Here is a 17,311-nt window from a genome sequence, read left to right as displayed (position 1 = left end):
TGCGGGGAGAGGCGCGGTGAAGCGCCGGTAAAGCGGAGGTGGGGCGGAGGTGGAGCGATGCGGGACGCCGCTTGACACCGGTCGGCCAGGCGCGGGCACTCCAGGGTGCAGGGGGCATCGCGTCCGCGAACCCCCAGCACCCTTCCGGCCCCACAGGATCTCGCTGACTTCCGGTTCAGGCAGGCGGGAGAGCAGGAGGCGGTGCGGGAGGGAGGGCGGGTGGGAGTGCTTGCGACGGCAGCGCCGGTTGTGGCATCGGTTGTGGCACCGGTTGTGGCACCGGTTGGGGCACCGGTTGGGGCACAGATGGCGGCGCGGGCGGCGGGGTGCGGGAGAGCGGCATCGACAATTCAACGCGCAGGCCGCCCAAGGCGGTGCTATGCCCCAGCCGCAGCGTGGCGCCGTGGTCGTCGGCGATGCTGCGCACCAGCGCGAGGCCGAGACCGCTGCCCGGCGCCTGCTGCGCCTGCGATTCGGAGCGGTAGAAGCGATCGAACACGCGTCCCCGCTCGGCGTCGGGAATGCCCGGGCCGTCGTCCTCGACCACGAGCAGCGCTTGCCCGCCGCTGCGCTCCAGGCTCAGGTCCACGCGACTGCGCCCGTACTTGATGCCGTTGTCGAGCAGGTTGCGCAGCAGCATGGTCAACGCCTCGCGGTGGCCGTCGACCAGCACCGCGTCGCAGCGCTCCATGCCGAGGTCGATGCCGCGCGCCTGCGCCAGCGTGGCGCCGTCGATGACGGCGTCGCGGCAGAGCGCATCCAGCGCGATGGGCTGCGCGAGGGCCTGTGCCTTGGCGCTGTCCTGGCGCGCCAGCGCGAGCAATTGCTCGATCAGGTGGGACGCGCGATCGATGCCCAGACCGAGTTTCTCCAGCGCCTGCAGGCGCGCGCCCTCATCCGGTGCGCGGCGCAGGGACTGCAACTGCAGCTTCAAGGCGGCCAGCGGCGAGCGCAGTTCGTGCGCGGCATCGGCGACGAAGTGCTGCTGCTGCTCGAAGGCCTGGCGCACACGGTCCAGCAGGGCGTTGAGTTCGGTGACCAGCGGCTGCACCTCGGCGGGGACGTCCTCCTCGTCGACGGGGGCCAGGTCTTGCGCCGCGCGGCGCGAGAGCTGCTGTCGCACGCGCTCCAGCGGCGCCAGGGAGTGCGAGACCACCCACCACACGACCAGTGCCAGCATCGGCAGCATGAGCGCGGTGGGGAGCACGGTGCGCCAGGCCAGCTGTCCGGCCATGCGCTGTCTCACGGCGATGTCCTGCGCCACCTGAACGACCTGGAAGCGCCCCTGCACCGCGAAGACGCGGTAGCGTTTGCCGCGCAGGGCGACGTTGGAGAAGCCGAGCACCGCGCGCTGCGGGAGCCAGTCGGGTCCGGCCGAGCGGTACAGCGGCGTGCCGTCCAGGCCCCAGACCTGCACGATCAGGTCGATGCTCTGCTCTTCGCCGAGCGGCAGCGGCAGGCCCGTGCCCATGCCCGCGCGCAGCGAGAGCGCGACCTGCTGCATCTGGTAGTCGAAGATCTCGTCGGTCTCCATCAGCGCGTTGCGGTAGGCGCTCATGCCCTGCGCCAGCGCGCCGGTGAGCACCGCGCCCAGCAGGAACAGCAGCAGGCGGTAGCGCAGCGAGCTCGGCAGCCACTGCATGCGGCCGAAACGCCGGCCCGGACGCCCGCCGAGGCGCCCGGGGGCGTCGGCGCCGGATCCGGGGTCGGCCTTCCTTTGCGCCGTCATTCCTTGGGCACGCGGTAACCGACGCCGCGCACGTTCTGGATCAGCTCCGCGCCGAGCTTCTTGCGCAGGCCGTGGATGTAGACCTCGACGGCGTTGCTGCTGATCTCGTCCTTCCAGCCGTAGAGCTTCTCCTCCAGCTGCTGGCGCGAGAGCACCATGCCCGGACGCGCCAGCAGGGGCTCCAGCACCGCCCACTCGCGCTGGGACAGGGTGACCGGATGGCCGTTGGCGGTGACCTCCCGCGTGGCGGGATTGATGCTGACGCCCATGTGCTCGTAGACCGGCTCGGCGCGGCCGGCGGCACGGCGCAGCAGCGCGCGGATGCGGGCCAGCAGTTCGTCGAGCTCGAAGGGCTTGAGCACGTAGTCGTCCGCGCCGGCGTCCAGGCCGGCCACGCGCTGGGCGGTCGCGTCGCGCGCGGTGGCGATCAGCACCGGCACCGCCTGCTTGCGGCCGCGCAGCGCCTGCAGCACGCTCATGCCGTCGCGCCGGGGCAGGCCCAGGTCCAGGATCACCAGGTCGTAGGTCTGGGATTGCAGCGCGGTGTCGGCGATCTCGCCGTCGCGCACCCAGTCCACGGCATAACCCTCGGCGCGGAGCAGCTCGAGCAGCTGCTCGCCGATCATGAGGTCGTCTTCCACCAGCAGGAGTCGCATGGCCGCAATTGTGCACGCGGCAAGGCGTTCGCGCGGGAGCCGGGCGGCCTCGATCAGGATCGCAGCGGCGCGGAATGCAGTGCGTTCAGGACGCACATCGTGGCCACGGCCTTCATGCGACGATCCGCCTCCCCGTCCGGCGCTTGCCCGTTGCGTTCGCAGCCGGATCGGGCCAGCCGCCAGGCCTCCGCGAAGACACCGTTCCCGCGATGGCTCACGCGCTGTCGCCAATGCTTGCCGCTGGCGGGTCGACACGCCTTGAAGGTCTGGCCGAACCATTCCCCCAGCAACACGCCCATCTGCCGCTCGGCGATGTCCGCGCCGCAATCCTGGCGCTGCTGCAACGCCTGCATCAGCGGGACGCCTATCCGTTCCGCCATGGCCAGCACCTCGTTCCCCGGCACCGTGGGCTTGGGGCCGAAGCGCTTGCGCCACCATCCGCGAAGTCCGGTGTGCCGGGTCATGCGGCCCGTCAACTCGCCCAAGGTCTCCAGATGGGGAAGGAGGAGGCGCTCCTTGTCGCGCGCCCCCAGCGGACCGGCGCCTGCACGCAGCGGCTTCAGCGGCGGCTTCAGCGGCGGCTCGGTCGGCAGGTTCTGCCCCGGGCTGGGAGGACGATGAACCTCAGCGGCGATCGGCAACGTCACGTCTTCGGGTGTCGCCAGGGGGGCCCGGGAAGGAAATCCCGGCCGCCACGGCGCGGTGTTCGACGCCGCGCGATGGAAGACCTTGCCCCGCGGCTGAACCAGGGTCGCGGCCGGCGGTCCCGGCGGCCGACGACGTTGGGCCTCCGCCGCCAGGTCGCGCCTGTCCCACGCCGCGACCTGGGCCCGGATCGCATCGTGGTCGTTGGTCGCCGGCACGGGACCGGCGAAAGGTCGGATCGATGGCAGCACGGCGGGTTCCTTTCATGAACGGCCCGTCGAGCGGGCCAAGGGTTCATGGGTGCATGCCTGACATCGGAGGTTCCCGATTCCGTGACTACAATGCATCCCTGTCAGGAGAGAGCCCCCTCGCGGGGGCCGCCGAAGGCGCAGTGGCATGGCTTTTCCCACGCTGCGAACGCTCAGGCAAAAGGACTGACGAAACGCTCGAGACTTCGGGCGTCCTCACTGGAGAGAGACGGGGCGGACCTGCCGGTCGAGCCCGTCCACCGAAGGGGCAAGCCGCCGGTCAACCGCCGACGGCCAATCTCTCAGGTAAAGCGGACAGCGAGGGCATCTCCCCACCTTGACGTGACCGGTTCACGGTCGGGGTGGTCATGACGAATGCCCTCGGAGCGAGACATGTCCGCTGATCAGTCCCCGCAGTCCCTGAATACCCCGGCCCCTCTGCACAAGACCCCGCTGCACGCGCTGCATGTCGAACTCGGCGCCAAGATGGTGCCCTTCGCCGGCTACGACATGCCGGTCCAGTACCCCGCCGGCGTGATGGCCGAGCACAAGCATGCGCGCGCCCAGGCCGGCCTGTTCGACGTGTCCCACATGGGCCAGGTGCTGCTGGTCGGCGACGACGCCGCCGCCGCGCTGGAGACGCTGGTCCCCGTCGACATCGTCGATCTCGGGATGTTCAAGCAGCGCTATGCGCTGTTCACCGCCGACGACGGCGGCATCCTCGACGACCTGATGGTCGCGCGCCGCACCGACGGGCTGTTCGTCGTGGTCAACGCCGGCTGCCGCGACCAGGACATCGCCCACATGCAGAAGCATCTGTCGGGCCGCTGCGAGGTGCGTCCGCTGCCGGACCAGGCGCTGCTGGCGCTGCAGGGCCCGCAGGCGGTGACGGCGCTGTCGCGCCTGAACCCCGACGTCGCCAGGCTGGTCTTCATGACCGGCGGCTTCTTCGACCTGGACGGCATCCCGACCTTCGTGACCCGTTCGGGCTACACCGGCGAGGACGGCTACGAGATCTCGGTCCCCGCCGACCGCGCCGTCGACCTGGCCCGCAAGCTGCTGGCCCAGCCGGAAGTGATGCCGATCGGCCTGGGCGCGCGCGACTCGCTGCGCCTGGAAGCCGGCCTGTGCCTGTACGGCCATGACATCGACACCACCACCACCCCGGTCGAAGCCTCGCTGACCTGGGCGATCCAGAAGGTGCGTCGCGCCGGCGGCGCCCGCGCGGGCGGTTATCCGGGCGCTGCCGTCATCGACCGGCAGTTCGCCGAAGGCGCGGCGCGCAAGCGCGTGGGCCTGGTGAGCCCGGAACGCATGCCGGTGCGCGAAGGCGCGAAGCTCGTCAACGCCGACGGCGCGGAGATCGGCGTCGTCACCAGCGGCACGCTGGGCCCCACGGTCGGCAAGCCGGTCGCGCTGGCCTACGTGCAGACGCCGTACGCGGCGCTGGGCACCGAACTCTTCGCCGAAGTGCGCGGCAAGCGCACCCCGATGACGGTCTCTTCCACGCCGTTCACACCCAACGGATACTTCCGCGGCTGATCCGCGATTCCGGCTCGCACCGGATCTCGCTGGATTGCGCTGAATCACGCTGATTCACGTTCCCCCTTTCAACCTTCAGCAACCATCAGGTAGCACGGAGCCTCTCCATGAGCATCAAGTACACGTCCGACCACGAGTGGGTCGACACCACCGACGGCATCGCCACCGTGGGCATCACGGTCCACGCGCAGGACGCGCTGGGCGACGTCGTGTTCGTGGACCTGCCGGACGTCGGCAAGTCCTTCGCCGCCAAGGAAGTGGCCGGCGTGGTGGAGTCGGTCAAGGCCGCCGCCGACGTCTACGCGCCGGTCTCCGGCGAGATCGTCGAGGTCAACGAGGCGCTGCGTGCCGACCCGTCGCTGGCCAACACCGACCCGCTCAAGACCGGCTGGTTCTTCAAGGTCAAGCTGTCCAACCCGTCGGAACTCGACGCGCTGATGGACACGACGGCTTACGACGAGCTCGTCAAGAACAGCTAATCGCCTGAGCGATGCACGCAGGGCCTGCGGGCCCTGCGGCAATGAATTCTTCTCTCCAGGATCGCCCCGCCATGTCCGCCCTGCCCTCGTTCGCCGAACTTGAGAACGCCTCCGAGTTCCACGCCCGTCACATCGGTCCCGACGCCCACGACGAGACGCTGATGCTGTCGGCCATCGGCGCCGCATCGCGCGCCGCGCTGATCGACGCGATCGTCCCGGCCGCCATCAAGCGCGCCGCGAAGATGGACCTGCCGGACGCAGTGACCGAAGCGCAGGCGCTGGCCGAGCTCAAAGGCATCGCGGCGAAGAACCAGATCCTGAAGAGCTTCATCGGCCAGGGCTACCACGGCACCATCACGCCGGGCGTGATCCTGCGCAACATCCTCGAGAACCCCGCCTGGTACACCGCCTACACGCCCTACCAGGCCGAGATCTCGCAAGGCCGCATGGAGGCGCTGGTCAACTTCCAGACCATGGTCTGCGACCTGACCGGCATGGCCATCGCCAACGCGTCGATGCTGGACGAGGCCACCGCCGCCGCCGAAGGCATGACGCTGGCCGCGCGCATGGGCAAGAGCAAGAGCCAGGTGTTCTTCGTCGCTGACGACGTGCTGCCGCAGACGCTGGAAGTCGTGCGCACGCGCGCCGAGCCGCTGGGCATCACCGTCCAGGTCGGCAAGGCCGAGGACGCCGGCAAGACCGAGTGCTTCGGCGCGCTGGTGCAGTACCCGGGCGTGACCGGCGTGGTGCGCCCGCTGCAGGCGATCGCCGACGCGGTGCACGCGCAAGGCGGCCTGCTGGTCGCCGCCGCCGACCTGCTGGCGCTGACGCTGATCGCGTCGCCGGGCGAGCAAGGCGCCGACATCGCCGTGGGCACCACGCAGCGCTTCGGCATGCCGATGGGCGCCGGCGGCCCCCACGCCGCCTACATGGCCTGCCGCGACGAATTCAAGCGCTCGCTGCCGGGTCGCCTGGTCGGCGTGTCCGTCGACGCGCACGGCAAGCCCGCCTACCGCCTGTCGCTGCAGACCCGCGAGCAGCACATCCGTCGCGAGAAGGCGACCTCCAACATCTGTACCGCGCAGGTGCTGCCGGCCGTCGTGGCCAGCATGTACGTCGTCTATCACGGCCCGCAAGGCCTGAAGCGCATCGCGCAGCGCGTCGCCGCCTACACCGCCGTGCTGGCGCAAGGCCTGAAGGCGCTGGGACTGACGCTGGTCCACGAGACCGCGTTCGACACGCTGCACGTGCAGACCGGCGCGCACACCGGCCCGGTGCTCGCCGCCGCGGTCGCCGCCGGCATGAACCTGCGTCGCGCGAGCGAGGACAGCATCAGCCTGACCCTCGACGAGACGACGACGCGCGCCGACCTGCAGGCGCTGCTGACGGTCTTCGCCGAAGGCAAGCCGGTGTCGGATGCCTTCGTCGGCGCGTCGGCCTCCACGCTGATCCCGGCCGCGCTGTCGCGCACCAGCGCCTACCTGACGCACCCGATCTTCAACATCCACCACTCCGAGACGGAGATGCTGCGCTACATCCGCCTGCTCTCCGACAAGGACCTGGCGCTGGACCGCAGCATGATCCCGCTGGGCTCGTGCACGATGAAGCTGAACGCGACCAGCGAGATGATCCCCATCACCTGGCCCGAGTTCGCGCAGGTGCATCCGTTCGCGCCGCAGAGCCAGCTGCAGGGCTACGCGCAGCTCGACCAGCAGCTGACGGCCTGGCTCTGCCAGGCGACCGGCTATGCGGGCGTCTCGCTGCAGCCCAACGCCGGCTCGCAGGGCGAATACGCCGGCCTGCTGATCATCAAGGCCTGGCACGAGTCGCGGGGCGACGCGCACCGCAAGATCTGCCTGATCCCGGAATCGGCGCACGGCACCAACCCGGCCTCGGCGCAGATGGTGGGCATGCAGGTCGTCGTGACCAAGTGCGACAAGGAAGGCAACATCGACCTGGCCGACCTGAAGGCCAAGTGCGAGCAGCACAGCGCCAACCTGGCCGCGATCATGATCACCTACCCCTCGACGTACGGCGTGTTCGACACGCACGTCAAGGAGATCTGCGCCCTGGTGCATGAACACGGCGGTCGCGTCTACGTCGACGGCGCCAACATGAACGCCTTGGTCGGCATCGCCGCGCCCGGTCAGTTCGGCGGCGACGTGTCCCACCTGAACCTGCACAAGACCTTCTGCATCCCGCACGGCGGCGGCGGCCCGGGCGTCGGCCCGGTCTGCGTGGTCGAGGACCTCGTGCCCTTCCTGCCGGCGCACCGCTCGGCCGGCCTGGGCGAGAAGACCGCCATCGGCGCCGTGTCCGCCGCGCCGCTGGGCAACGCGGCGGTGCTGCCGATCTCGTGGATGTACATCCGCATGATGGGCGAGGTCGGCCTCAAGGCCGCGACCGAAACCGCGATCCTGTCGGCCAACTACGTGGCCGCGCGCCTGTCGGGCCACTTCGACATCCACTTCAGCGGCAACATCGACGGCGTCAAGGGCGGCGGCGTGGCCCACGAGTGCATCCTGGACCTGCGTCCGCTCAAGGACAGCAGCGGCGTCTCGGCCGAGGACGTCGCCAAGCGCCTGATCGACTACGGCTTCCACGCGCCGACGCTGTCGTTCCCGGTCGCTGGCACGCTGATGGTCGAACCGACCGAAAGCGAATCGAAGTTCGAGCTGGACCGCTTCATCGCCGCGATGATCCAGATCCGCGAGGAGATCGCGAAGGTCGAATCGGGCGCCTGGTCGAAGACGGACAACCCGCTGGTCAACGCGCCGCACACGGCGGAAAGCCTGCTCAGGACCGAGTGGTCGCACGGCTACAGCCGCGACGACGCCGCCTATCCGGTGCCGGCGCTGCGCCATGTGAAGTACTGGTCCCCGGTCGGCCGCGTGGACAACGTCTACGGCGACCGCAACCTGGTCTGCTCCTGCCCGCCTCTGTCGGCCTACGCCGAGGAGTAACTCCTCCCACGAGGTCCGCCATGGCTGTCTCCGTCTTCGACCTCTTCAAGATCGGCATCGGGCCGTCGAGCTCGCATACCGTGGGTCCGATGCGCGCCGCGCGCATGTTCGTGCAGCGCCTGCGGCATGAGGGCGTGCTCGAGCGCACCGTGCGCGTCGCCACCGGGCTCTACGGCTCGCTGGGCGCGACCGGCAAGGGCCACGGCTCCGACAAGGCGGTGCTGCTCGGCCTGGCCGGGCACGAGCCCGACACCGTCGACATCGAGTCGATTCCCGGCCTCCTCGACGGCATCCGCAACGACAGGCGCATCGCCCTGGGCGGCGACCACGTGGTGGCCTTCGACGAGGCCCGCGACCTCGTGATGTACCGCCGTCAGAGCCTGCCGCTGCACGCCAACGGGATGCGGCTGATCGCCTACGACGCCGACGGCAACGAGATCCAGAACCGCGTGTACTACTCGGTGGGCGGCGGCTTCGTCGTCAGCGAGGAGGTGCTGGCCGACGGCAGCAAGCAGAAGCAGATCGCCCCGGACACCACCGTGCTGCCCTACCCCTTCAAGTCGGGCGCGGAACTGCTCGAGCTGACGGAGAAGGAAGGCTGCTCGATCGCCGAGATCATGCGTCGCAACGAGCGCCACTGGCGCACCGACGAGGAGACCCGCGCGGGCCTGCTGAAGATCTGGCAGGTGATGCAGGAATGCGTCCATCGCGGCTGCCGCACCGAGGGCATCCTGCCGGGCGGCTTCAAGGTGAAGCGCCGCGCGGCCGCCCTGCACCGCGACCTGATCGCCCACCCCGAGGCCGCGCTGCGCGATCCGCTGCAGGTGATGGACTGGGTCAACCTCTACGCGCTGGCGGTCAACGAGGAGAACGCCGCCGGCGGCCGCGTCGTGACGGCGCCGACCAACGGCGCGGCCGGCATCGTGCCGGCGGTGCTGCACTACTACGCGCGCTTCGTCCATTCCGCGAACGAGGACGGCATCGTCGACTTCCTGCTGACGGCCGCGGCGATCGGCATCCTCTACAAGGAGAACGCGTCGATCTCGGGCGCCGAAGTCGGCTGCCAGGGCGAGGTGGGCGTGGCCTGCTCGATGGCCGCGGCCGCATTGTGCGCGGTGATGGGCGGGACGCCCGCGCAGACCGAGAACGCGGCCGAGATCGGCATGGAGCATCACCTGGGGCTGACCTGCGATCCGGTCGGCGGCCTGGTGCAGATCCCCTGCATCGAGCGCAACGCGATCGCGTCGGTGAAGGCCATCAACGCGGCGCGGATGGCGCTGCGCGGCGACGGCACCCACCACGTCAGCCTGGACAAGGTCATCAAGACCATGCGCGAGACCGGCGCCGACATGATGACCAAATACAAGGAGACCGCCCGGGGCGGTCTCGCGGTGAACATTGTCGAGTGCTGACACGCCGCCGACGTGTCAGAGGGGGAGGCCGATTCGCGTGCCCCGGCGGTACTGCTGGCCGGAATCAATCGCGAGTCAGGCGGCGAAAGCTGTCAGCACTCGAGCAAACGGCCGGTCCGATGAAGCAGGATCGGGACCGGGGTCGGATCAGCCTCAGTAGCTGATCGTCACGGTGACGGTGTCGGTGTAGCTGCCCGGCACGACGCTGGCCAGCGACGGGATCCGGCCGTAGACCGACAGCGACTGGGCGGAGCCCGTGCCGGTGCCGTTCTTGGCGGTGGACGAGGCGGTGCCGTCGCCCCAGACCGAGCTGCGGCCGGAGTCCAGGTACAGCTGATAACCCAGGGTGTCCGAGCCGCTCTTCATCGTGCGGCTGGTGAAGTTGGTCGCGCCGCCCGCGTTCGCGCCGGCGTTCAGCGCCACCGTGTACGGCGTCGTGTTGGAGCAGGTGACGGTCAGCGTGGACGTGGCGTCCAGCGGCGTGCCGGCGACCAGCGGGTCGATCGCGGAACCGAAGTTCAGGTTGGAACCCGACACCGTGCAGGAGCTCGTGATCGTGGCCGTCACCGGGAAGGTGTTGGTCACCGGCGTGGCGCCGCGTGCTTCCTGGACCGCGCTGAACATCAGTCCGGCGCCGATGGCGAGGCTGCTCAGCAGCAGCGCGGACTTGAAACCGCTGTTGCGCTCGGCGCGGATCGCTTTCAGGTACTTGGTGGTGCTCATGTGGTGTCCCCCTGTTGATGGAACGAATCTTCCGCGTCAGTGCGTTCCGGCGGCAGACGTGCATGTCGCATCGCGCGGTGCATCGATGTCGGCTCGCCGTGTAGGCGATCGACGGACAGCTGACAGCCGGTGACAGCACGGGAGGCCGGACACGCCGGCGTCAGGCCAATGGCACTGGCGACCCGCCCCCGCGCGCTGCTACAAACGCGTCCGTGTCGATGTCACGGCGGCTCGCCCGTCGTGGAGACAGACACCTTCCGATCGATCACGAACCGGTTCATTCCATGACATCCCACCTTGATCCGAAACGACGCCGCTGGCTGGCGCTGGGCGTGCTGTGCCTGGGCGTGCTGATGATCGTGCTGGACACGACCATCGTGAACGTGGCGCTGCCGTCGATCCGCGCCGACCTGCACTTCACCGAGACCTCGCTGGTGTGGGTCGTCAACGCCTACATGCTGAGCTTCGGCGGCTTCATGCTGCTGGGCGGCCGGCTGGGCGACCTGTACGGCCACCGGCGCATGTTCCTGGCGGGGCTGGCACTGTTCACGGTCGCGTCGGCGGCCTGCGGCCTGGCGCACACGCAGGCCCTGCTCATCGCGGCGCGCGCCGTGCAGGGCCTGGGCGGTGCGGTGGTGTCGGCGATCTCGCTGTCGCTGATCATGACCATGTTCACCGAGCCCGGCGAACGCGCCAAGGCCATGGGCGTCTACGGCTTCGTCTGCGCGGGCGGCGGCAGCATCGGCGTGCTGCTCGGCGGCCTGCTGACCAGCGCGCTGAGCTGGCACTGGATCTTCCTGGTCAACCTGCCGATCGGCGCGCTGGTGATCGGCCTGTGCCTGTGGCTGATCGAACGCGGCGGCCCGACGGCGCCGGACGAGACGCTGGACTGGGCCGGCGCCGTGACGGTCACGCTGTCGCTGATGCTGGCGGTCTACGCGGTGGTGGACGGCAACGAGGCGGGCTGGACCTCGGCGCGCACGCTGGGGCTGCTCGGCATCGCGGTCGTGCTGCTGGTCGCGTTCCTCGTGCTGGAGACGAAGGTCGCGCATCCGCTGATGCCGCTGTCGCTGTTCCGGCTGCGGTCGGTCGCGGTGTCCAACGTGATCGGCGTGCTGTGGGCGGCGGCGATGTTCGCGTGGTTCTTCCTGTCGGCGCTTTACATGCAGTTGGTCCTGGGCTACGACGCGATGCACGTGGGCCTGGGCTTCCTGCCTGCCAACCTGATCATGGCGGCGTTCTCCGTGGGCCTGTCGGCGAAGCTGGTGATGAAGCTGGGGCTGCGCAAGCCCTTGTGCGGCGGGTTGCTGCTAGCGGCGCTGGGCCTGGCGCTGTTCGCGCGGGCCCCGGCGGACGGCGGCTTCTGGATCGACGTGCTGCCGGGCATGCTGCTGCTGGGCCTGGGCGCGGGCGTCGCGTTCAACCCGGTGCTGCTGGCCGCGATGAGCGAGGTCGCGCCCAGCGAGTCCGGACTGGCCTCGGGCGTGGTGAACACGTCCTTCATGATGGGCGGCTCGCTGGGGCTGGCCGTGCTGGCCAGCCTGGCGGCGGCGCGCACCGCGGAACTGGGCGCGCTGGGGGCGGCGATGCCGGCGGCGCTGGCGGGCGGCTACCGCGTGGCGTTCGCGGTCGGCGCGGCGTTCGCGGCGTCGGGCGGCTTGCTGGCGCTGCTCTTGCGCGAGCCGGCACCGCAAGGCGGCGCGGCCGCGCCGGTGGCGCATCCGGGATGAAGCCTCGCCGGGCCGGCGCCTCTCCTGGCGCCCCTCCTTGCGCCTTCCCCGATGCCTTCCGCCTCCCCGTTCCCGATCACTTCGCCAGCAGCGGCCACACGTATTTCACCGGCACCGCGTAGGTGATGCCGCTCGGCGCGCTGAGCGCCGACTCACGGGTGCCCTTGAGCACCACCATGTTGACGATGCCCACCACCTTGCCGGTGCGGATGTCCAGCAGCGGTCCGCCGCTGTTGCCCGGGTAGGCGGTCGCGTCGAGCTGCAGGAATTCCATCGCGCCCTCGCGCAGCTGGCGCACCGCGCGTTCGGAGAGGCTGTTCGACGTCGGCGCCGGCAGCGCCGCGCGCGTGATCGCGGCCACGGTGCCGCGGTGCGTCGCCATCGTCACGCCCAGCGCCGTGCCGATCGGATAACCCATCAGCGCCACCGCGGCGCCCTCGCGCACGACCGGCTGGTCGCCGTCGACCTCGGCCAGCGGCAGCACCTCGATCAATGCGCCCTTGTCGTCTGCCAGCTCCAGGATCGCCAGGTCGCGGGCGGTGTCACGGCGCAGCAGCTTCACGGCCCGCATTTGCGGCTGCCCGGACGCGTTGCCCGTCGCGGGCACGGTGATCATGAGGTCCTTCTCGATCGGATTCGGGATCACGTGCGCACAGGTGACGATGCGCCGGCCGTCGCCCACCGCGAAACCGGTGCCGCGGAAACTGAAGCGCGGGTTGTCCGTCGCCGCGAAGGTCCCCACCGCCACGACCGCTTGACGGCTGCGATCGATCAGGTCGGGCAGCGTGTTGGACATCTCCTGCGCACGCGCCGGCGTCGGCGTTCCGGCCAGGCCCAGCGCGGCGCCCCCGCCCAGCAGGAGCAAGTCGCGTCGTTGACTCATGCGGCCAGGTCCTTCGTCGTGGTGCCCATCTCCAGCGTGGAGACGAAGCTGCGCCAGTGGCGGTCGGGTTCGTCGATGCGGAAGCCGTAGAAGCTCCCCTGCTCGGTGTCCTTGCGGCGCACCGCGCGCGCGGTCACGTGCGCGGTCTCGTTGTGACCGAGCTCGATCTCCACCGTGCCGTCCTGGTCCAACGGCAGGTCGTGATCGCACTCGGCCTGGAAGCCGTGCGCCGAGACCTCGATCACGTCCAGGTCGAAGTGACCGAGCTGGCTGTCGTTGGCCGCGCGGATGTCGAGGTGGCCCGGGCAGCGGATCGAGTAGCGCGGGTATTGCCGCAACGACCGCCCCAGGTCCTGTCCGCCGCCGCTGAGCATCGGCAGCACGTCGCGGAACTGGGCGTCGTCGCGGTACACCGACCACAGCAGCGCCTTCTTGCGGTCGTCCATCGTCGAGAAGACCGGCACGACGCGGTTGAAGAAGTGGTCCAGCAGCGCCGGCGTCATGACCGGGTCGTTGGTCGTGTGGAAGCGGCGCTCCGGCAGCCGGATGTTGGGCAGGCGGTGGCGGAAGAAGTAATGGTGCAGGTTCTTCTCCGGCCGGCGACCGCGGTAGCGGCGTTCGAACAGCGCGTCGGCCTCGTGCAGGTCCAGCGTCGCGCCGACCGCGGGCGCGCCGTTGGCGAAGTCGTACTCGGCCACCGTCTGCTCGCGCAGTCGCGTGAAGGACAGCAGCGCCTCGTACAGCTCGATCTTGTCGGGGTTCACGGCGATCACCAGGTGCCGGGTATCGAAGTACTCGGTGCAGTACTGGTGCATGAACTTCATCAGCGGGAACAGGATCGCGCCGCCGGTCTTGCGGAACGCCGGCGCGATCGCCAGCGCCGAGATCTCCGCGACCTTACCGCCCTTGGCGCGCACGCCTTCGAGGTCGAAGACCGACTGCAGCGGGAAGCCGAAGACGCCCTCGCGCACCATCGAGATCGTGCCCACCACCACGCCGTCGTACTTGGCGCACAAGGTCGTGGTTGTCGGCAGCGCGTGATAGATCGTCACCCGCAGGCCGCTGGGGTCGGGTTTCATGAAGCCGCTGCCGACGTAGGCGTCGTGCAGGATGCGGAAGCAGGCGTCGAGTTCCTCCTGCGTGTCCGCGACCTTCAGCTCCAGGCGCTCCGAGGGCGCGGGATCGCAGTCCACCATGCGGCGGTAGACCGCGAAGCGCATCGGCTTGGGCAGCGATGAGAACAGGCGCCGCAGCCCCTGGTGGAGCCGCTTGCGCAGGCTGGATCTTCGAATCTGGCTCATGACCGTCCCCTCCCCGGGCGCGGTGGTGCCGCCGTCACGCAGTCCCCGCGGCGATCGACCTCAGGGTCGGGCGCCTCAACGGATCGCGGCCTGCAGCTTGCGCACCTCGGCTTGTTGCTCGAAATTCGGTCCCAGGTCCGCCAGGCGCTTGAGTTCCGCCTCGGCTTCGCCCTTGTTGCCGCCGGCCACGTACAGCTGCGCCAGGCGCAGGCGGTACGCGGGAATGGTCGGCGCCTGCTTCACGGCATCCTTCTGCACCTCGATGGCCTTGGCGTTCTGCCCCTTGGCGGCGAGCGCCTCGGCCAGCGTGTCCATGTACGGCGGCACATTGGGACGCAGCTTGTTCGCTTGCTGGGCAAATTTCAAGCCCTCGTCCGCCTTGCCGGCCCGCAACCGCAGCCAGGCGACGTTGTTGGCGGCCGCCGCGTTCTCCGGATTGGCCGTCAGCACCGCCTGGTAACGCTGCTCGGCCTCAGGATAACGGCCCGCATTCAACGCCACGTCGCCGAGGTGATACATGAACAGCTCGTCGGACTTGAACTTCGCCAGGTAGGCGGCGGCCCAGCGGTCCGCCTCGTCCTTCTTGCCGGCCTCGATCAGCGCGCTGTGCAGCGCGATCGCGAGTTCGGTGTTGGGTACCGTCGCGCCGGCCTCCGCGGCCAGTTGGTCCGCCTTGCGATAGGCCGCGACCGCGGCCGGCGGATCCTTGCGCACGCGGGCGATGTCGCCCTCGAGCTTCCAGCCCAGGCCGAATTTCGGCTGCGCCGTCTGCAGGGCCTTGGCGGTGGACAGCGCCAGATCCAGCAGCCCCAGCTGCAGGCTCTTGTCGACCACCTGGCGGGCCAGTTCGCCGTCGCCGGGCGCGATGGCTTGGGCGCGCTTGAGCGCCGCGGTCGCCGCGGCCTTGTCGCCCGCCTGGGCATGCAGATCCGCCAGCCGCAGCGGGCCCAGCGGCGAACGCGGCTGCAACGTCGCGACCTTGTTGAAGCTGCTGATCGCCTGCTGCCGGTCCCCGCTGGCGGCCTGCACCTGCCCCAGCAGGTCGACGAGCGACGGGTTGTCCGGGCTCGCCGTCACGCCGTCCTGGGCCAGCGACAGCGCGGTCTTGAAGTCCTTCTTCTCCATCAGCAGGCCGACGGCCGCCTGACGCGGCGCCGCCTCGTCCGGATGTTGCTTGGCCAGCTCGACCAGGCGCTTGACCGCGCCTTCCTTGTCGATCAGTTGATGGGTCAGTTTCAGGCCCAGGATGGCCATCTCGGCGCGCAGGTTCTTCGGATCGGCCTTCAGCACCACCTCGTAGCGCTTGACGGCCTGATCGGCCTTGCGATCCTGAAGGTCCAGCGCCGCGAGACTGTTGGCGGCGGTCATCGAACCCGGGTCGCGCTTCACCGCTTCCTCGAAGCCGGCCCGCGCACCCGCGCGGTCGCCGCGCAGCAGCGCCAGGCGGCCGCGCAGCTCGGACGGCGTCGCGGACTTGGGATCCTTCTTCTCCAGCGCCGCGATCGCCTCCGCGGCGCCCTCGCTGTCCTTCTTGCGCGCCAGGACGCTGATCAACGCGATGTCGGCCGTCGTGCCCTTGTCTTCGGCCGCCAGCTTGCGCAGCGCGGCCAGCCCGGCCGCTTCCTGGCCCTTCTGGATCTGGTTGAGCGCCAGCCCGACACGGCTGCGCACGTCGTTGGGATTGGCCTCGGCGGCGCGCGCCAGGAAGCGTTCCGCGTCGGCGCCCTGCCCTTGCTTGAGGCGGATCTCCGCCGCCAGCGCGAGCGCCTCGGACGAGGTCGCCTTCGCGTCGAGCGCGGGTTGCAGCGTCGTCATCGCCTGCTCGGCGTCGCCGCCGCGCAGCTGCAGCTGGGCCAGGGCCACGCGCGCGGGCTGCGTCTCCGGGGAAGCCTGGATGATCTTGCCGTACTGCGCCTCGGCCTGGCGGAAGTCGCCGTTGGCCTGCGCCACGCGACCGGCGAGGAAGAGCGCGCGCTCGTTGGTCGGTGCCGCCTTCAGCAAGGCCTGCGTGAGGTCGTTCGCCTCCTTGACCTGGCCGGAGTCCATCGCGAAGACCGCGCCGTAGTAATAGGTCTGCGGATGCTGCGGCGCCGCCGCCTTCATCGCGGCGATGGCTTCCTTGGCGCCGGCCTTGTCGCCGCTGCGCATGAGCTGGTTGATCAGGCCGGCATGCGCGCCGACTAGCTTCTTGTCGATCTCCAGCGCCTTGCGGAAGCTCGCGACCGATTCGGCCGACGGGGCCTCCGCCAGCACCTGCAGCTCGCCCTTGAGCTGCCAGGCCTCGGCAGACTGCGGCGATTTGGCGAGGATGCGATCGACCTCGGCCCGCGCCTCGGGCAACTTGCCCTCGCTGGTCAGGAGCCGGACGTTGACCAGACGCACCGCCGTGCTCTCGGGCGCCGCACGCAGCGCCGCATCGGCGGCCCTGCGGGCCTCGGCCATCTTCTGCTTCGCGACATAGGCGCCGACCAGCGTCGTCTGCAGGTCGGCCTCGTCGGCGGCGTTCTGCAGATGGGCGGTGCCGTAGCGACCCAGCAGCTCGTCGACCTTGCCCTGCATCAGCAGCAGGCGCACCTGCAGCGCGACCAGCGCGTCGCCGCCGAAGCCCTGCGTCTTGGCCTTGTCGGCCTCGATCGCCGCGCCGGCGACGTCGCCGCTGTCCAGCAGCGCCTTGGCGAGCAGGAAACGCGCCTCGGCCAGGGTCTCGTCCTTCTGCAGCGCGTTCTTGAGCTGGATGATCGCCGCCTTGTTGTCCCGCTTCTCCAGATGGCCCTTGGCGGACTTCACGAGGTCCTGCGCGGACTCGCCGAAGCAGCCCGCCAGGAGCAGCGCCGAGCCCACGGCCAGCGCGGTGGCGCCGCGCCGCAGCGTGCGACGGCCGTCGCGCGGCATGCCGCCACGGGCGTGGCCGGCGTCCTCCACGCCGAGGCCGGCAGGCAGGGATCCGGTCATCTTGGTGTTCTCAGGCTTGCGGGACATGCGTCGTCTCTTTCCAAAGAA

12 protein-coding genes and 2 riboswitches are annotated in these 17,311 nt (G+C 70.0%); of the genes, 5 read left to right on the top strand and 7 right to left on the bottom strand.

Annotated elements, in window-relative coordinates; genetic code table 11:
• Positions 1-175 precede the first annotated feature (175 nt).
• Genes AC07O8_RS19695 through AC07O8_RS19685 form a run of 3 tightly spaced genes read right to left on the bottom strand, consistent with a single transcriptional unit; the run spans position 176 to position 3,281 of the window.
• Positions 176-1,729 (bottom strand): ATP-binding protein, encoded by a 1,554-nt coding sequence (locus AC07O8_RS19695; RefSeq protein ID WP_495049650.1) that lies wholly within the window; start codon positions 1,727-1,729, stop codon positions 176-178.
• The gene (locus AC07O8_RS19690; RefSeq protein WP_297524135.1) at positions 1,726-2,385 is read right to left on the bottom strand and encodes a response regulator; all 660 of its coding nucleotides are present in this window, start codon (positions 2,383-2,385) and stop codon (positions 1,726-1,728) included. Before AC07O8_RS19690 ends, AC07O8_RS19695 begins: the two co-directional genes overlap by 4 nt.
• Before the next feature lie 53 nt (positions 2,386-2,438).
• Positions 2,439-3,281 (bottom strand): hypothetical protein, encoded by an 843-nt coding sequence (locus AC07O8_RS19685; protein WP_495049649.1) that lies wholly within the window; start codon positions 3,279-3,281, stop codon positions 2,439-2,441.
• 92 nt (positions 3,282-3,373) lie between these two features.
• A riboswitch (glycine riboswitch) is annotated at positions 3,374-3,477 on the top strand.
• Positions 3,478-3,487: 10 nt separating this feature from the next.
• Positions 3,488-3,607: riboswitch (glycine riboswitch) on the top strand.
• A gap of 64 nt (positions 3,608-3,671) precedes the next feature.
• On the opposite strand from AC07O8_RS19685, the gene gcvT reads away from it, so the two are divergent.
• The 4 genes from gcvT to AC07O8_RS19665 all read left to right on the top strand — a co-directional run bounded on the left by gcvT (position 3,672) and on the right by AC07O8_RS19665 (position 9,674).
• Positions 3,672-4,820 carry a glycine cleavage system aminomethyltransferase GcvT gene (gene gcvT / locus AC07O8_RS19680; RefSeq protein WP_495049648.1) on the top strand — a complete coding sequence of 383 codons (1,149 nt, stop codon included), beginning with the start codon at positions 3,672-3,674 and terminating at the stop codon, positions 4,818-4,820.
• Between the two features lie 107 nt (positions 4,821-4,927).
• Positions 4,928-5,299, top strand: coding sequence for a glycine cleavage system protein GcvH (gene gcvH, locus AC07O8_RS19675; protein WP_067273892.1), 372 nt, complete (start codon positions 4,928-4,930; stop codon positions 5,297-5,299).
• A gap of 71 nt (positions 5,300-5,370) precedes the next feature.
• Positions 5,371-8,262, top strand: coding sequence for an aminomethyl-transferring glycine dehydrogenase (gene gcvP / locus AC07O8_RS19670; RefSeq protein ID WP_495049647.1), 2,892 nt, complete (start codon positions 5,371-5,373; stop codon positions 8,260-8,262).
• A 20-nt stretch (positions 8,263-8,282) separates the two neighbouring features.
• Positions 8,283-9,674: an L-serine ammonia-lyase gene (locus tag AC07O8_RS19665; RefSeq protein WP_495049646.1), complete on the top strand. Its 1,392-nt coding sequence runs from the start codon at positions 8,283-8,285 to the stop codon at positions 9,672-9,674.
• 153 nt (positions 9,675-9,827) lie between these two features.
• On the opposite strand, the gene AC07O8_RS19660 is transcribed toward AC07O8_RS19665, so the two are convergent.
• Positions 9,828-10,397 carry a Csu type fimbrial protein gene (locus AC07O8_RS19660; protein WP_495049645.1) on the bottom strand — a complete coding sequence of 190 codons (570 nt, stop codon included), beginning with the start codon at positions 10,395-10,397 and terminating at the stop codon, positions 9,828-9,830.
• 284 nt (positions 10,398-10,681) lie between these two features.
• On the opposite strand from AC07O8_RS19660, the gene AC07O8_RS19655 reads away from it, so the two are divergent.
• A complete protein-coding gene (locus AC07O8_RS19655; RefSeq protein ID WP_495049644.1) occupies positions 10,682-12,127 on the top strand; it encodes an MFS transporter in 1,446 nt (481 codons plus the stop codon).
• Positions 12,128-12,203: 76 nt separating this feature from the next.
• Here the strand turns inward: AC07O8_RS19655 and AC07O8_RS19650 are convergent, their stop codons facing one another.
• The 3 genes from AC07O8_RS19650 to prsT form a co-directional block, all read right to left on the bottom strand.
• Positions 12,204-13,010: a S1 family peptidase gene (locus AC07O8_RS19650; RefSeq protein ID WP_495049643.1), complete on the bottom strand. Its 807-nt coding sequence runs from the start codon at positions 13,008-13,010 to the stop codon at positions 12,204-12,206.
• Positions 13,007-14,311 (bottom strand): PilZ domain-containing protein, encoded by a 1,305-nt coding sequence (locus tag AC07O8_RS19645; protein ID WP_495049642.1) that lies wholly within the window; start codon positions 14,309-14,311, stop codon positions 13,007-13,009. Before AC07O8_RS19645 ends, AC07O8_RS19650 begins: the two co-directional genes overlap by 4 nt.
• Before the next feature lie 75 nt (positions 14,312-14,386).
• Positions 14,387-17,290, bottom strand: coding sequence for an XrtA/PEP-CTERM system TPR-repeat protein PrsT (prsT, locus tag AC07O8_RS19640; RefSeq protein WP_495049641.1), 2,904 nt, complete (start codon positions 17,288-17,290; stop codon positions 14,387-14,389).
• Positions 17,291-17,311 lie beyond the last annotated feature (21 nt).

The sequence above is a fragment of the Roseateles sp. GW821-FHT09G09 genome, assembly GCF_059415965.1.
This window is presented reverse-complemented; position numbering and strand designations above follow the sequence as displayed.

Coding starts and splice junctions, on each gene's coding strand:
- AC07O8_RS19695 (WP_495049650.1), bottom strand. CDS start 1,729: ATGACGGCGCAAAGGAAGGCCGACCCCGGATCCGGCGCCGACGCCCCC.
- AC07O8_RS19655 (WP_495049644.1), top strand. CDS start 10,682: ATGACATCCCACCTTGATCCGAAACGACGCCGCTGGCTGGCGCTGGGC.
- AC07O8_RS19660 (WP_495049645.1), bottom strand. CDS start 10,397: ATGAGCACCACCAAGTACCTGAAAGCGATCCGCGCCGAGCGCAACAGC.
- prsT (WP_495049641.1), bottom strand. CDS start 17,290: ATGTCCCGCAAGCCTGAGAACACCAAGATGACCGGATCCCTGCCTGCC.
- gcvT (WP_495049648.1), top strand. CDS start 3,672: ATGTCCGCTGATCAGTCCCCGCAGTCCCTGAATACCCCGGCCCCTCTG.
- AC07O8_RS19665 (WP_495049646.1), top strand. CDS start 8,283: ATGGCTGTCTCCGTCTTCGACCTCTTCAAGATCGGCATCGGGCCGTCG.
- AC07O8_RS19690 (WP_297524135.1), bottom strand. CDS start 2,385: ATGCGACTCCTGCTGGTGGAAGACGACCTCATGATCGGCGAGCAGCTG.
- AC07O8_RS19650 (WP_495049643.1), bottom strand. CDS start 13,010: ATGAGTCAACGACGCGACTTGCTCCTGCTGGGCGGGGGCGCCGCGCTG.
- gcvP (WP_495049647.1), top strand. CDS start 5,371: ATGTCCGCCCTGCCCTCGTTCGCCGAACTTGAGAACGCCTCCGAGTTC.
- gcvH (WP_067273892.1), top strand. CDS start 4,928: ATGAGCATCAAGTACACGTCCGACCACGAGTGGGTCGACACCACCGAC.
- AC07O8_RS19645 (WP_495049642.1), bottom strand. CDS start 14,311: ATGAGCCAGATTCGAAGATCCAGCCTGCGCAAGCGGCTCCACCAGGGG.